Here is a 14819-nt window from a genome sequence, read left to right as displayed (position 1 = left end):
GTCAGGCGGAGGCGCCGCCCTCGATCGAGGCGACGGCCTCCGCATCCTCCTCGTCCTCGTGGTCGACCGCCTGGTCGTACTCACCGGTGACGAGGTAGATGACGCGTCGGGCCACCGACACGGCGTGGTCGGCGAACCGCTCGTAGTAGCGGCCGACGAGGGTCAGGTCGAGGATCGCGCTGCGCGACCACGACGTGTTCTCGTCGAGCAGCGCCGCGAACAGCTGGCGGTGCAGCTCGTCCATGGCGTCGTCGTCCTTCTCGAGCGCGATGGCCGCCGCGACGTCCTTGCTCGCGATGATCGAGCCGCACTTGGCCACGATCGCCTCGGCGACCTGGCCCATCTGCAGGATGTGCGAGCGCAGCTCGGCCGGCACCGCGGAGTCCGGGGTCCGCAGGCGCGCCACCTTGGCGACGTGCCGGGCGAGGTCGCCCATGCGTTCGAGGTCCGAGCTCATGTGCATCGCGGTGACGACGATGCGCAGGTCCGTCGCGACCGGCTGCTGCCGCGCGAGCAGGTCGACGGAGAAGCTCGTCGAGCTCGATGCGGATGTCGTCGAGCTGGCGGTCGGCCTCGATGACCGACTCCGCCAGGTGGACGTCCGCGTCGAGCAGAGCGGTGGTGGCGCGGGAGATGGCGGACCCGGCCAGACGGGTCAGCTCGACGAGCTGGTCCGTGATGGTGTCGAGGTCCTCGTGGAACTGGTCGCGCATGCTGGTCCTGTCGCTAGCCGTACGTGCACCGGCCGTGCCGTCGCGGTGTCGACCGGCCGTCGCGGTGGTGCTCTGGGCGCCCCAGCCTGCCACCGGGCGGCGGCCGACACACGGCCGGCACGGCCCTGTCCCGCAGAGGGTGGCACCCGTGCGTGAACGGGCGGGTTCGGGCAGGTGAACACTCGGTTCACCGCACGCGTGGGGGCCGCCGGGGTGTCCGGGTGGCGCGTCGCCCGTGCGTACGCTGTGTGTCGTGGACCCGACGACCGCGGCAACGCTCGGTGGCATCGCCGGCCTCGCCCTGGGCGGCCTGGCGATGGTCGCCGTGCGCCTGTCGGACCGCGCGAGCGCCGCGGAGGGTGTCCCGGCTCCCGAACCGTCCCTGCCGCCCGGGGTCTCGGACGTCATCGCCGTGCTGCGCTCGAGCGGCGTCCTCCTCGACGCGTCCGACCGCGTCGTCAACAACTCACCCGCCGCGGTGGCCCACGGCATCGTCCGCGGGCAGGAGCTCGTCCACCCCGAGCTGCTCGACCTCGCCCGTGCCGTGCGCCGCGACGGTGTCATCCGGGAGGCCGAGCTGACCCTGCGCAAGGGCATCGGCGAGGGCCGGATCGTCGTGTCGGCCCGCGTCGCACCGCTCGGCGCGCACCACGTCCTGGTCCTCGTCGAGGACCGCACCCAGGCAGCGCGGGTCGACGAGATCCGCCGCGACTTCCTCGCCAACGTCAGCCACGAGCTCAAGACGCCGGTCGGCGGCATCGCCCTGCTCGCCGAGGCCATCCGCGACGCGCACGACGACCCGGAGGCGGTGGCCCGGTTCGCCACCCGCATCGGCGTCGAGTCGACCCGGCTGACGCGTCTGGTCAAGGAGATCGTCGAGCTGTCCCGGCTCCAGGGCGCGGACGTCGTCAAGGACCCCGTCCTCGTCGACGTCGGGGCGTGCGCCGAGGACGCCGTCGACCGCAGCAGGCTGCTCGCCGAGGAGAACGGCATCACGCTGGCCCGCTCCCTCGACCCGGGCTGCGAGGTGTGGGGCGACGCCGAGCTCGTGACGACCGCGATCAGCAACCTCGTCGGCAACGCCATCGCGTACTCCGACCGTGACACCAGGGTCGGCGTCGCCGTCCGTCGCACCCCGGCGGGCACGATCGACGTCTCGGTGACCGACCAGGGCCTCGGCATCGAGCCCGAGGAGCAGGACCGGATCTTCGAGCGGTTCTACCGGATCGACACCGCCCGGTCCCGGGCGACGGGCGGCACCGGTCTGGGCCTGGCCATCGTCAAGCACGTCGCCGACAACCACGGCGGCAGCGTCCGGGTCTGGTCCGAGCCCGGTCGCGGCTCGACGTTCACCATCACCCTGCCCGCCGCGACGGTGGCGACCCGAACCCTGCCGAGCGACGCCTCGCTCCCCGCCGCGACCGACGGTGAGGCCCCGGCCACCTCGTCCCCGCCCGCGCGCTCGCCGGACCGGCCGTCGCGCACCGTCGCCTGATCCGTGGCAGGCCCGTGCGCGCCGTTCGTCCCCCTGCCCGACCGCTACCGAACATCTCTCCGACCGTCTCGACCCGTCTGATCCCGAAGAGGACACCCCTTGAGCCGCATCCTGATCGTCGAGGACGAGGTCTCGTTCTCCGACCCGCTCTCCTACCTGCTCAAGAAGGAGGGCTACGACGTCGCCGTCGCCGACACCGGCCCGGAGGGCCTGGCCGAGTTCGACAAGAACGGTGCCGACCTCGTCCTGCTCGACCTCATGCTGCCCGGCCTGTCCGGCGTCGACGTGTGCCGTGCGCTGCGCCAGCGCTCCTCGGTGCCCGTCATCATGCTGACGGCCAAGGACAGCGAGATCGACAAGGTCGTCGGCCTCGAGATCGGGGCGGACGACTACGTCACCAAGCCGTACTCGAGCCGTGAGCTGCTCGCCCGCGTCAAGGCGGTCCTGCGCCGCCTCGCCGAGCCGGAGGACCTGCTGCCCTCGACGCTCGAGGCCGGGCCGGTGCGGATGGACGTCGAGCGCCACACCGTGAGCGTCCGCGGCGACTCGGCGTCCTTGCCGCTCAAGGAGTTCGAGCTGCTCGAGATGCTGCTGCGCAACTCGGGTCGCGTCCTGACCCGGATGCAGCTCATCGACCGCGTCTGGGGCAGCGACTACGTCGGCGACACGAAGACCCTCGACGTCCACGTCAAGCGGCTCCGGGCCAAGATCGAGCCCGACCCGGCCAACCCGGTGCACATCGTCACCGTCCGCGGGCTCGGCTACAAGTTCGAGGCCGGCTGAGCCGAGCAGAGGCCGGGCGGCCGGGTCCGTGGGACGCCGACGGCCGCCCCGCAGGAGCGGGGCGGCCGTCGGTTTCGCGTCGGTTTCGCGTCGGGCTCGCGGTACGGGCCGGTCAGGCCGTGCCGGTCGCGGTGGTCGGCGCGGGCGTCACGGTCGAGTAGTAGCCGGTGGCCGGCAGCACGGGCACCTGGACGACGGTCGTGCCGCCGGTGCTCGAGGTGATGGAGACGGGCACGAGGGTGCCGGGCTTGGAGGAGACGCCGGACAGCTCGAGTCCCTTGGTCGCCAGGTCGACCTGCTCGCGCGGTCCGAGCTCGACCTCCGAGCCGGACGGGGCCGTGCTGGAGCCCTCGGTGGCCTGCGGCACGAACCTGACCGTCATCTGGTCGGCGCCGAGGTTGATCGCCGAACCGGAGACGACCGTCTGGCCCTTGCCGTCCCCGACGAGGACGAGGTCGCGGACGGCCAGCTGGCCGATGTCCGCCGGGACGCCGTCGGCAGGGATGTACGGCTGGTCCGTCTGCACCGGGGAGTTGACCTGGCACCCGGCCGTCACGGCGGCGAGGGCGACACCGGCGGCGAGCGCCGAGACACGGCGACGCACGGGGGTCTGCACGAGGGATCGACGCTTCACGGGGCACAGCCTACCGGCGGGCCTCCGCCCACTGCGGCCAACCCCGCGCCCGCCGCTCCGACGGCGCGGGGACGCCACCGGCACAAGGCTCTCGCGCCTCCGACGGGGCGGGTCACGGGTCGGGCGGCTCGCCGCGGCGCCGCCCCGACGACGGCGAACGGACGCCGAACCGGCGATGAAAGCGCTCGCGCGAAGCATGTTCACGGGCGTTCTGTCAAGACGCGCACGGTGGCGGATGGATCACCGACTGTGGCTCTGACCTGCGCATATGCCAGATCCTGAGATCGCGGTGTGCTGCGGATCGTGATAATCTGGAGGTCGCGAAAGGGGAAAACAGCACATGGTTTTCAAGGTCGGCGAGACGGTCGTGTACCCCCACCACGGGGCGGCACTGATCGAGGAGATCAACACACGCACGATCAAGGGAGAGGACAAGCTCTACCTGAAGCTCAAGGTCGCCCAGGGCGACCTGACGATTGAGGTACCCGCGGAGAACTGCGACCTCGTCGGCGTCCGCGACGTCGTCGGGCAGGAGGGTCTCGACCGGGTGTTCGAGGTCCTGCGCACCCCGCACACCGAGGAGCCCACCAACTGGTCCCGCCGGTACAAGGCCAACCTCGAGAAGCTCGCCTCCGGCGACGTCATCAAGGTGGCCGAGGTCGTCCGCGACCTCTGGCGACGTGACCAGGACCGCGGCCTCTCGGCCGGCGAGAAGCGGATGCTCGCCAAGGCCCGTCAGATCCTCGTCTCCGAGCTCGCGCTCGCGGAGAAGACCGACGAGGACAAGGCGGAGTCGATCCTCGACGAGGTCCTCGCCTCCTGACGGCGAGCCCTCTCCTGAACGGTAGCACCGGAGCCGGTCGCGTCGGCGTCATCGTCGTCGCGGCCGGCTCCGGTTCGCGTCTGGGGGCCGGTGTCCCCAAGGCGTTCGTGCCCCTCGCCGGGCGGCCCCTCCTCGGGCACGCCCTGCGGGGGGCGTTGTCGTGCCCGGACCTGCACCAGCTCGTCGTGGTCGCCCCCGCCGACCGGGTGGGCGAGGCGCAGGAGGCCTGCCGCGTCGCCGCCGCCGAGCACGCGGAGCACGCCCAGCACGCGGAGCACGCCGTGAACGCGGTGCCCGGCGTGACCGTCGTCGTCGGCGGGGCCGAGCGCGGCGACTCCGTCGCTGCCGGCCTGGCCGTGCTCGACGCGTCGGTCGACCTCGTCCTCGTCCACGACGCCGCCCGCTGCCTGACGCCGCCCGAGGTCTTCGCCCGTGTGGTGACCGCCCTGGAGGCCGGGGCCGTCGCCGTCGTGCCCGGTACCCCGGTCGTCGACACCGTCAAGCAGGTCGACGCCTCCGGCCGGGTCCTCGCGACGCCGGACCGGGCCGCCCTCCGGGCCGTGCAGACGCCGCAGGGGTTCGCGCGCAACGTCCTCGCACGAGCCCACGCCGTCTCGAGCGAGGCCACCGACGACGCCGGGCTCGTGGAGCGCCTCGGCGAGCCGGTCCTCGTCGTCGACGGTGACCGGCTCGCGTTCAAGGTGACCACCCCGGACGACCTCGAGACCGCCGCCCACCTGCTCGCGGCGCGAGTCGAGGTGACCGCGCGCGCTCCGGGGCACGCGGATACCTCGAACGACTGAGCGCCTATCCTCGGTCGCGTGACCGAGCAGACCGCTGACGCGACCCGCCCCCTCGCCCTCATCACCGGCGGCGGCACCGGCATCGGTGCGGCCACCGCGGAGCGGCTCGCCGCGGAGGGCTTCGACGTGGTCGTCGCCGGCCGGCGCCGCGAGAAGCTGGACGCCGTCGTCGAGAAGATCGGGCCGGCCGCCCGCGCGCTCGTCCTGGACGTCACCGACACGGCCGGCGTCGAGGCCGGGGTCGCGACCCTCGGACGCTGCGACGTCGTCGTCAACAACGCCGGTGGTGCCCTCGGCGTCACCCGGGTCGAGGACGCCGACCCGGCCGAGTGGGAGCGGATGTACGCGACGAACGTCATCGGCACGTTGCGCGTCACCCAGGCCGTGCTGCCACTGCTGCGCCGCTCCGCCCGGGCGACCATCGTCGACGTGTCCTCGATCGCCGGCGAGCGCGTGTACGAGGGTGGAGGCGGCTACGTCGCGGCCAAGCACGGCACGTCGGTCGTCTCCGAGACCCTGCGGCTCGAGCTCAACGGCGAGAACATCCGGGTCGTCGACATCCGGCCCGGCATGGTGCGGACCGAGGAGTTCTCGCTCACCCGCCTGCACGGCGACCAGGCCGCGGCGGACAAGGTCTACGAGGGCGTGGACCGGCCGCTCGTGGCGGACGACGTCGCCCGGTGCATCGCCTTCGCCGTCGGGCTGCCGCAGCACGTCAACATCGACACCCTCGTCGTCAAGCCCGTCGCCCAGGCGGCCCCGCACAAGGTGCACCGCGGCCCCATCGACTGGAAGGACGGCCGGTGACCGCGCTGCCGCGGGTCGGCATCGGCGTCGACGTCCACGCGCTCGCGCCCGAGGGCTCGGACCGCGAGCTGTGGGTCGCCGGGCTGCACTGGCCGGGCGAGCGCGGCCTCGACGGGCACTCCGACGCCGACGTGGCGGCGCACGCCGCCTGCGACGCGCTCTTCTCCGCGGCGGGCATCGGGGACCTGGGCGCCCACTTCGGCACCTCGCGGCCCGAGCTCGCCGGGGCGTCGGGCGTCACGCTCCTCGCGGAGGCGGCACGGCTCGTGCGCGCGGCCGGCTTCGAGGTCGGCAACGTGGCGGTGCAGGTCGTGGGCAACAAGCCCAAGGTGGGCGCCCGCCGCGACGAGGCGGAGACGGCCCTCTCCGCGGCGGCCGGGGCGCCGGTCTCGGTCAGCGGCACGACGACCGACGGTCTCGGCCTGACCGGGCGGGGCGAGGGCGTCGCTGCGCTCGCCACCGCGCTCGTCGTCCCGCTGCGCTGACGACCGCCGCACGCGTCCGGACCGGGGCCTGCGCGCCGATAGACTGCCGCGGGTGAGCCTACGACTGTTCGACACCGCCGCCCGGCAGCTGCGCGACTTCACGCCGCGCGAGGCGGGCAGGGTGGGCATGTACATCTGCGGGCTCACGACGCAGGGTGCCCCGCACATCGGCCACGTCCGCTTCGCCGTCGCCTTCGACGTGCTGCGCCGCTGGCTCGAGACCGGCCACGGCTACGAGGTCACCCTCGTGCGCAACGTCACCGACATCGACGACAAGGTGCTGCGCAAGGCGGCCGAGTCCGGCGAGGACTGGTTCGCCCTCAGCTACCACAACGAGCGCCTGACCAGCCAGGCCCTCGACGCGCTCGGCGTCCTGCCCGCCTCCTACGAGCCGCGGGCCACGGGGCACGTGCCCGACATGGTGACCCTCATGGAGACCCTCGTCGAGAAGGGCCACGCCTACCCGGCCCCCGACGGCTCGGGCGACGTCTACTTCGACGTCCGGTCGTGGCCCGAGTACGGGGCGCTCTCGCACCAGTCGATCGACGACATGGTCGCGGCCGAGGACGCCGACCCCCGCGGCAAGCGCGACCCCCGCGACTTCGCGCTGTGGAAGGGCCGCAAGGCCGAGGAGCCCGAGACCGCCTCGTGGCCGACGCCGTTCGGCGCGGGCCGGCCCGGTTGGCACCTCGAGTGCTCGGCCATGGCCCGGCGCTGGCTCGGCGACGAGTTCGACATCCACGGCGGCGGCATCGACCTGCGCTTCCCGCACCACGAGAACGAGCTGGCCCAGTCGCGAGCGGCGGGCCTCGGCTTCGCCCGCTACTGGCTGCACAACGCGTGGGTCACGGTCAAGGGCCAGAAGATGGGCAAGTCGCTCGGCAACGCCCTCGAGGTGCGCCACCTGCTCGAGACGACGCGTCCCCTCGTCCTGCGCTACTTCCTCACTGCAGCGCACTACCGTTCGACGATCGAGTACCACCCCGGCTCGCTCGACGAGGCGGCCGCCGCGGTCGAGCGCATCGAGGGGTTCCTCGAGCGGGCCGCCCGCCGGGGTGACGTCGTGGCGGCTGCGTCCGAGGCGAGCCTGCCGGCCGACTTCGTCGCCTCGATGGACGACGACCTCGGCGTGTCCGGGGCCCTCGCCGTCGTCCACGACACGGTCCGCGCCGGCAACACGGCCCTCGACGACGCCGACGACGAGGCGGCGGTCGCCGCGGCGGCGTCCGTCGTCGCCATGACCGAGGTCCTGGGCGTCAACCCGCTCGCCGACCACTGGGGCGGCACGCGCGGTGGCAGCGACGCGGCGGCGGAGTCCGCGCTCGACGCGCTCGTGCGCGTGCAGCTCGAGGCGCGCCAGCACGCCCGCCAGGAGCGCGACTTCGCTCGCGCCGACGAGATCCGCGACGCGCTCGTGGCCGCGGGCATCACCATCACCGACACGCCCTCGGGCGCGCAGTGGTCGCTCGCGCGGCCCGAGCGCGCCGATGCCTCGGCGGACTGACCGCCGACCGACACACTCGAAGGACTCCCATGCCAGGCAACTCCCAGCGTCGCGGCGCCGTCCGCAAGAGCGGCAAGAAGCCGACGGTCGGCTCCGGCGGCCAGCGCCGTCGCGGCCTCGAGGGCAAGGGCCCCACGCCCAAGGCCGCCGACCGCGAGTACCACCCCGCCCACAAGCGGGCGAAGGCGGCGGCGAAGCGCTCGGGATCCGGGCCCGCCGGTTCCGCTGCGCGCGGCCAGTCCCGCCCGAGGAGCCGCGGCAAGACCTCGAGCGAGATGGTCTACGGCCGCAACTCGGTCGTCGAGGCGCTGCGCGCCGACGTGCCGGTGGCGACGATGTACGTCGCCACGCGGATCGACACCGACGACCGCGTCCGCGAGGCCCTCAAGCTGGCGACCGAGCGCAGCCTCGCCATCCTCGAGACCCCGCGCGGCGAGCTCGACCGGCTCACCGACGGCGGCGTGCACCAGGGCCTGGCCCTGCAGGTTCCGCCGTACGACTACGCGGACCCGGCGGACCTCATCGACCCGGAGGCCCCCGGTGTGCCGCTCGTCGTGGCGCTGGACGGCATCACCGACCCGCGCAACCTCGGCGCCATCATCCGGTCCGTGGCGGCGTTCGGAGGCCACGGGGTCGTCGTGCCCGAGCGCCGCTCGGTCGGCATGACGGCCTCGGCGTGGAAGACCTCGGCCGGTGCGGCGGCGCGTGTCCCCGTCGCCAAGGCGAGCAACCTGACGCGCGCCCTCGAGGAGTTCAAGCGGGCCGGCTTCTTCATCCTCGGTCTCGACATGGATGGCGACGTCGAGCTGCCCGACCTCGCGCTCGCCGCCGAGCCGCTCGTCGTCGTCACCGGCTCCGAGGGCAAGGGGCTGTCGCGCCTCGTCCGCGAGACGTGCGACCAGATCGTCTCGATCCCGATGAGCTCGGCCGTCGAGTCCCTCAACGCCGGCCTGGCCACCGGCGTCACCCTCTACGAGATCGCCCGCCAGCGGCGTCGCTGACCGCGAGGGCCTGACCGCGAGGGCCTCCCGTCGTCGGCGTCACCCCGGCTGAGACGTCCGGGGAACTCACCGGGTGCGCCCGACGCTGGTCAAGGGGACGTCGGTAGAGTGGGCGCCGTTATACGACGCCGTGTAGTAGTCGCAGCACCCCGGAACGAGCGAAGGACGCACACGTGGGCAAGAGCAGCAGGGCCGAGACCGCCGCGCGCGCGGCGCAGATGCGGGCCGAGGCGGCCCGCCAGGAGCGCCAGCGCCGGCAGGTCATCGCGGCCGTCGTCGCGGTCGTCGTCGTCATCGTCGCGGTGGCCGTCGGGGTCGCCGTGTCGAACCGGCCCACGCCGGCGCCGGCCGCCACCGCCTCCAGCGGCGCCGACGCCGCGCTGGCCTCGCTCACCTCGCTGCCTCAGGCGACCCTCGACGCCGCGCCTGCGCCCGACCCGAACGGTGCGCCGGCCCCGCTCCGGGGCGGCACCCCGCTGACGCAGGACGGCAAGCCGAAGGTCCTCTACATCGGTGCCGAGTACTGCCCGTTCTGCGCCATGGAGCGCTGGGCCCTCATCGGTGCGCTGTCCCGCTTCGGCAGCTTCAGCGGCCTGGCCCCGACGACGAGCTCGTCGACCGACGTGCACCCCGACACCCCGACGTGGACGTTCGCCAAGGCGACGTACACCAGCGACGTCCTCGCCTTCGAGGCCGTCGAGACCCAGGACCGCGACGGCAAGCCGCTGCAGACCCTCGACGGCGAGAACGCCCAGCTGTTCCAGAAGTTCAACCCCGGCGGGGGCATCCCGTGGATCGACTACGGCGGCACCCGCGCGACGAGCGGAGCCACCGTCGACGCCAACGCTCTCGAGGGCAAGACCTACGACCAGATCATCGCCGGCATCAAGGACCCGCTTCCCCGATCGGCAGGACGATGACCCCGGCCATCAACACGATCTCGGCCCAGCTGTGCCAGCTGACCGGCGGCAAGCCGACGAACGTCTGCACGTCGACGGGCGTCATGTCGGCCTCCGTCCTGCTGAAGAAGTGACGCCGTGAGCCGCGTCGACCGTGCCGGCCACGCCGGCGGCACCCGTGCGCCGGGCGGGCGGGTCCGCCCGCCGTGGCTGGCCCCGACGACCCTCGCCCTCGTCGTGGTCGGCCTCGGCGTCTCGGTCTACCTGACCGTCGAGCACTTCACGGACAACGCGACGCTCGCGTGCAGCATCGGGGGCATCGTCGACTGCGCCAAGGTGACGACGAGCGCGTGGAGCACGTTCATGGGGGTCCCGGTCGCGCTGCTCGGGCTCGTCTTCTTCCTCGTGCTGCTGCCCCTGGTGTGGCCCTCGACGTGGCGCAGCCGGGTCGGCTGGCTCGACGTGGCGCGCCTCGGCTGGCTCACCGTGGGTCTCGGCATGGTGCTCTACCTCGTGTGGGCCGAGCTGTACCGCATCCACTCGATCTGCCTGTGGTGCACGGCGGTCCACGTCGTGACGTTCCTGCTGTGGGTCGTCGTGCTCTTCGGGCAGATCCTGTCCGGGCCTGCCGACGAGACGGCCTACGACGCGTGACCGAGGTGTGACCGAGGCGGGACCGAGGCTTGACCGAGGTCAGTCCAGCCGGCTGATGACCGGCATCTCCTCGGTGTCGACCCCGAGCACCGACTGCTCCTCCGGCTTGGCGGGCAGCACCGTCGACAGGTAGTCGCGCACCGCCTCGTCCATCGGCACGTCCCCGCCCGCCCGCTCGCTCATGTACCAGCGGTGCTCGAGGATCTCGTGGAACACCTCGGCCGGCTCGAGGCGACCGACGAGCTCGCGCGGCACCGACCGCACGACCGGCTCGTAGACCTTGGAGAGCCACTCGTGCGCGACGATCTCCTCGTCGACGCCCTGCTGGTCCGTGGCCGCGACGTAGGCGTCGAGGTCGTTGAGCAGGCGGCGTGCCTGGTTCTCGCCGACGTCGAGGCCGGTGAGGCGCAGCAGACGCCGCGAGTGGTGGCCGGCGTCGACGACCTTGGGGGTGATGACGATCTCGGTGCCGCCGATGTCGGTGGTGATCTGCAGCTCGTCGACGTCGAAGCCGAGCTCGTTGAGGCGGCGGATCCGCTCGTCGACCCGCCACCGGTCACCGACCTCGAACCGCTCGGTGCCGGTCAGGGCCTCCCACAGGGCGTGGTAGCGCTCGATGATCGAGCCGGACACCTCGAACGGGTCGGCCTGCTCCTCGAGGAAGCCGCCGGCCTGGAGGTCCATGAGCTCCCCGGCGATGTTGACCCGGGCGATGTCCAGGTCGTGCTCGCGCTGCCCGTTGGACAGCGAGGGGTGCAGCTCGCCCGTCTCGGCGTCGACGAGGTAGGCGGCGAAGGCCCCGGCGTCGCGGCGGAAGAGGGTGTTCGACAGCGACACGTCGCCCCACCAGAAGCCGTGCAGGTGCAGCCGCACGAGGAGCAGGGCGAGGGCGTCCATGAGCCGCACCGCGGTGTCGGGCCGCAGGTTCTGGCTGTAGAGGGCCCGGTAGGGCAGGGAGAACTGCAGGTGCCGGGTGACGAGGCACGCGTCGAGCGGCTCCCCGTCGGCGTCGGTGCGGCCGTGGACGACGCCGAACGGCTCGACGCACGGGATGTCGAGGCGGCGCAGGTTGCGCAGCATCGCGTACTCGCGGTCGGCGATGTCGGACTTGATCTCCTTGACGGCGAGGACACGTCGCCCCAGCTTGACGAAGCGCACGACGTGGCGCGAGATGCCACGGGGGAGGGCTGCCAGGGTGCTCTCGGGCCAGTCCTCGAGGGGCGTGGACCACGGCAGGTCGAGGAGGGCCGACTCGGGCCGGGCGGTGGTGATCTCCAGCGTCACGCGCTCATCGTGGCACGCGCCCGGGAGGGGCGTCGATCCGCCGGCGGCTCATGGGCACCCGGCGCAAGGAGGACGCGAGGCGGGTCGCCGGGAGACGGCACCGGGCCGGCACCCCGCGAAGGGTGCCGGCCCGGCGGCGTGTGCCGTTGGCGCGTCGTGCTCAGTCCCCGATGCGCTCGCCCGACTCCGGGTTGAACAGGTGGACGTGACCCTGCTTGGGCTTGAGGTGCAGGACCTGGCCCTTCTCCGGGGGACGGCGACCGTCGACGCGGGCGATGAACGGCTTGCCCGACTCCTCGTCGCCCTCGATGTCGATCTGGTGGGCCTTGGTCGAGCCGTAGATGTACGCGTCGGCGCCGAGCTCCTCGACGACGTCGACAGTGACAGCCAGGCCCGCGCCGTCCTCGGCCACCTCGAGGTCCTCGGGGCGGACGCCCATCGTGATGTGCTTCCCGACGCCGCCGAGCAGGCCCCGCTCGATCGGCACCGCGTGGCCGCCGAAGTCGGCGCCCGACTCGGTCAGCGGGACATCGAGCAGGTTCATGGCCGGAGACCCGATGAAGCCGGCGACGAAGACGTTGGCGGGGTGGTCGTACATCCGGCGCGGGGTGTCGCACTGCTGGAGGATGCCGTCCTTGAGGACCGCGACGCGGTCGCCCATCGTCATGGCCTCGATCTGGTCGTGCGTGACGTACACCGTCGTGACGCCGAGGCGCCGCTGGAGCGAGGCGATCTGCGTGCGGGTCTGCACCCGGAGCTTGGCGTCGAGGTTCGACAGCGGCTCGTCCATGAGGAACACCTGGGGCGAGCGGACGATGGCGCGGCCCATGGCGACGCGCTGGCGCTGGCCACCGGAGAGGGCCTTCGGCTTGCGGTCGAGGTACGGCTCGAGGTCGAGGATCTTGGCGGCCTCGTCGACGCGCTTGCGGATCTCGGCCTTGTCGACGCCGGCGATCTTGAGCGCGAAGCCCATGTTGTCCGCGACCGTCATGTGCGGGTAGAGCGCGTAGTTCTGGAACACCATCGCGACGTCGCGGTCCTTGGGGGACAGGTTCGTCACGTCGCGGTCACCGATGAGGATGCGGCCGCCGTTGACCTCCTCGAGGCCGGCGAGCATGCGCAGCGAGGTGGACTTGCCGCACCCGGAGGGTCCGACGAGGACGAGGAACTCACCGTCCGCGATGTCGATGTTGAGCTTGTCGACGGACGGCACCGGGTTTCCCGGGTACTGACGCGTCGCGTTGTCGAACGTCACTGTTGCCATGGCTTCTTTGCCTTCCTTCACCGGCAGGAACGTGCCGGACGATCCGTTGTAAAGGGCTGCCGCCCGGGCGGGCAGGCACCGCCATCCTGCCGCATGCCCGCCGTGGTGACCACCCCTGGCTCACCCCGGACGGCCGGCGCCGGCCCGTCGTACCCCGAGCGCAGCCGAGGGCCGGCGAGCGCGGTGTCCAGGAATCGTTTCCCGATCGTTGCAAGATCTTGCTGCAAGTGGATGGAAAGATCGCTGCAACTTCTTGCTATGGTCTGCGCCACCGGTGGCGGCGTGTGCCACCAGGCTTCAAAGGAGAATCCATGCACAAGCGTGCGTTCGGCGCTGTCGCCGTCACGGGTGTTGCCGCCCTGGCCCTCAGCGCCTGTGGTGGTTCCACCCCCACCACGACGAACACCGCGGGAGGCTCGAGCTCGACGACGACCTCGTCCGCGGCCCCCGCCCCGTCGAACACCACGGCCGCCCCGGTCCGTGACGCGTCGGTCGACCTCGTGATCTGGACCGACAACGACCGTGCCGCGGCGATCAAGAAGTACGCGGACATGTTCGGCCAGGAGCAGGGCATCAAGGTGGCCGTCCAGGTGGCCCCCGACGTCCGCGCCAACTTCAAGGACGCCACGAACGCGGGCAAGGGCCCGGACGTCATCGTCGGCGCGCACGACTGGCTCGGCGAGCTCGTCCAGAACAACGCGGTGTCGCCGATCAACCTCTCGAGCGACCTGCAGGCCAAGTTCTCCAAGGACGCCATGGCGGCCACGAAGTTCAACGGCCAGATCTACGGCGTGCCCTACGCCGTCGAGAACATCGGCGTCGTGCGCAACACCGCCCTCGCGCCCGATGCCCCGAAGACCTACGAGGAGATGGTCGCCAAGGGCAAGGAGCTCAAGGCGGCCGGCAAGGCCGACGGGACCGTCGTGCAGGAGGTCTCCAAGGTCGGCAACGCGTACTACACCTACCCGTACCTCAAGGCCTTCGGCGGCGGCATCTTCGCGCAGAAGGACAACGGCGACTACGACCCCAACAAGGTCATCGTCGACAACGCCGGCTCGATCCAGGGCGCCGAGCAGCTCGCGAAGCTCGGCAAGGAGAAGGTCCTGACGACGAACGTCGACGGCACCAACGCCGACGCGCTCTTCGACTCGGGCAAGTACCCGTACTACATCACCGGCCCGTGGGCCATCGACAAGGCCAAGAAGGCCGGCATCAAGTACGCCATCTCGCCGCTGCCGACGATCGGCGGCAAGAAGATGGAGCCGTTCCTCGGCGTCCAGATGTTCTACGTCTCGGCCAAGGCCAAGAACAAGGCCTTCGCGGAGGAGTTCGTCACCAAGTACGTCCCGAACAAGGACCTCCAGGTCGACCTGTTCAACGTCGGCCACCGCCCGCCGGCCCTGACCGAGGCCTACCAGCAGGTCGCGGCGAGCGACCCCGACGTCAAGGCGTGGTTCGAGGCCGGCCAGGGTGCCCTGCCGATGCCGAACATCCCCGCCATGAACTCCGTGTGGGGCCCGCTGGGCCAGGCCGGTGCGGACGTCATCTCCGGCAAGGCCGGCGCGCAGGAGCGCTTCGCCGCCGCCGCGAAGGAGATCGTCGCCAACATCAAGAAGGGCTGACGCCCGCGTCGACCTGACGTCGTACCCACCGCGGGCGGTGGCCGGGGC

Annotated in this window: 14 protein-coding genes and 1 pseudogene; 11 read left to right on the top strand and 4 right to left on the bottom strand. The window is 72.1% G+C overall.

The features are described 5' to 3' along the window. Window position 1 precedes the first annotated feature (1 nt). Window positions 2-713: pseudogene (gene phoU / locus AC1VM9_RS04790) on the bottom strand (phosphate signaling complex protein PhoU). Window positions 714-966: 253 nt separating this feature from the next. On the opposite strand from phoU, the gene AC1VM9_RS04785 reads away from it, so the two are divergent. Then, the gene (locus AC1VM9_RS04785; RefSeq protein WP_483121479.1) at window positions 967-2208 is read left to right on the top strand and encodes a sensor histidine kinase; all 1242 of its coding nucleotides are present in this window, start codon (window positions 967-969) and stop codon (window positions 2206-2208) included. A 99-nt stretch (window positions 2209-2307) separates the two neighbouring features. Then, the gene (locus AC1VM9_RS04780; protein ID WP_481342544.1) at window positions 2308-2991 is read left to right on the top strand and encodes a response regulator; all 684 of its coding nucleotides are present in this window, start codon (window positions 2308-2310) and stop codon (window positions 2989-2991) included. A gap of 112 nt (window positions 2992-3103) precedes the next feature. Here the strand turns inward: AC1VM9_RS04780 and AC1VM9_RS04775 are convergent, their stop codons facing one another. Then, window positions 3104-3625 (bottom strand): hypothetical protein, encoded by a 522-nt coding sequence (locus AC1VM9_RS04775; RefSeq protein ID WP_483121477.1) that lies wholly within the window; start codon window positions 3623-3625, stop codon window positions 3104-3106. A gap of 340 nt (window positions 3626-3965) precedes the next feature. Here AC1VM9_RS04775 and AC1VM9_RS04770 point away from each other — a divergent pair, with 340 nt between their 5' ends. The 8 genes from AC1VM9_RS04770 (at window position 3966) to AC1VM9_RS04735 (ending at window position 10601) form a co-directional block, all read left to right on the top strand. Next, window positions 3966-4448 carry a CarD family transcriptional regulator gene (locus AC1VM9_RS04770; protein WP_076261794.1) on the top strand — a complete coding sequence of 161 codons (483 nt, stop codon included), beginning with the start codon at window positions 3966-3968 and terminating at the stop codon, window positions 4446-4448. Further along, window positions 4445-5251, top strand: a complete 807-nt coding sequence (ispD, locus tag AC1VM9_RS04765) for a 2-C-methyl-D-erythritol 4-phosphate cytidylyltransferase (RefSeq protein WP_483123971.1) — start codon at window positions 4445-4447, stop codon at window positions 5249-5251. Before AC1VM9_RS04770 ends, ispD begins: the two co-directional genes overlap by 4 nt. Window positions 5252-5269: 18 nt before the next feature. Next, entirely contained in the window at window positions 5270-6058 is a 789-nt protein-coding gene (locus AC1VM9_RS04760; protein ID WP_483121475.1) for an SDR family oxidoreductase, read from the top strand. Then, on the top strand, window positions 6055-6543 hold the full coding sequence (ispF, locus tag AC1VM9_RS04755; RefSeq protein WP_483121473.1) for a 2-C-methyl-D-erythritol 2,4-cyclodiphosphate synthase: 489 nt from the start codon (window positions 6055-6057) through the stop codon (window positions 6541-6543). Before AC1VM9_RS04760 ends, ispF begins: the two co-directional genes overlap by 4 nt. A 52-nt stretch (window positions 6544-6595) precedes the next feature. After that, window positions 6596-8047, top strand: coding sequence for a cysteine--tRNA ligase (cysS, locus tag AC1VM9_RS04750; protein WP_483121471.1), 1452 nt, complete (start codon window positions 6596-6598; stop codon window positions 8045-8047). Between the two features lie 29 nt (window positions 8048-8076). Continuing rightward, complete coding sequence (gene rlmB, locus AC1VM9_RS04745) at window positions 8077-9048, top strand: 23S rRNA (guanosine(2251)-2'-O)-methyltransferase RlmB (RefSeq protein WP_483121469.1); 972 nt, start codon at window positions 8077-8079, stop codon at window positions 9046-9048. A gap of 173 nt (window positions 9049-9221) precedes the next feature. Next, on the top strand, window positions 9222-9968 hold the full coding sequence (locus AC1VM9_RS04740) for a DUF929 family protein (protein ID WP_483121467.1): 747 nt from the start codon (window positions 9222-9224) through the stop codon (window positions 9966-9968). Between the two features lie 117 nt (window positions 9969-10085). Continuing rightward, on the top strand, window positions 10086-10601 hold the full coding sequence (locus AC1VM9_RS04735; RefSeq protein ID WP_481346568.1) for a vitamin K epoxide reductase family protein: 516 nt from the start codon (window positions 10086-10088) through the stop codon (window positions 10599-10601). A gap of 39 nt (window positions 10602-10640) precedes the next feature. Here AC1VM9_RS04735 and AC1VM9_RS04730 read toward each other — a convergent pair whose 3' ends face one another. Together AC1VM9_RS04730 and AC1VM9_RS04725 are read right to left on the bottom strand one after the other, a co-directional pair. Next, on the bottom strand, window positions 10641-11885 hold the full coding sequence (locus tag AC1VM9_RS04730) for a DUF4032 domain-containing protein (protein WP_481342535.1): 1245 nt from the start codon (window positions 11883-11885) through the stop codon (window positions 10641-10643). Between the two features lie 160 nt (window positions 11886-12045). Further along, a complete protein-coding gene (locus tag AC1VM9_RS04725) occupies window positions 12046-13149 on the bottom strand; it encodes an ABC transporter ATP-binding protein (protein WP_481342534.1) in 1104 nt (367 codons plus the stop codon). Window positions 13150-13460: 311 nt separating this feature from the next. On the opposite strand from AC1VM9_RS04725, the gene AC1VM9_RS04720 reads away from it, so the two are divergent. Then, window positions 13461-14771, top strand: coding sequence for a sugar ABC transporter substrate-binding protein (locus tag AC1VM9_RS04720; protein ID WP_481342533.1), 1311 nt, complete (start codon window positions 13461-13463; stop codon window positions 14769-14771). Window positions 14772-14819: the final 48 nt, after the last annotated feature.

Source organism: Monashia sp. HAY1-11D (genome assembly GCF_056868035.1).
Note: the sequence above shows the minus strand (reverse complement) of the source record. Positions and strands in the feature narration are given on the sequence as shown.

Coding starts and splice junctions, on each gene's coding strand:
- AC1VM9_RS04720 (WP_481342533.1), top strand. CDS start 13,461: ATGCACAAGCGTGCGTTCGGCGCTGTCGCCGTCACGGGTGTTGCCGCC.
- AC1VM9_RS04725 (WP_481342534.1), bottom strand. CDS start 13,149: ATGGCAACAGTGACGTTCGACAACGCGACGCGTCAGTACCCGGGAAAC.
- rlmB (WP_483121469.1), top strand. CDS start 8,077: ATGCCAGGCAACTCCCAGCGTCGCGGCGCCGTCCGCAAGAGCGGCAAG.
- AC1VM9_RS04770 (WP_076261794.1), top strand. CDS start 3,966: ATGGTTTTCAAGGTCGGCGAGACGGTCGTGTACCCCCACCACGGGGCG.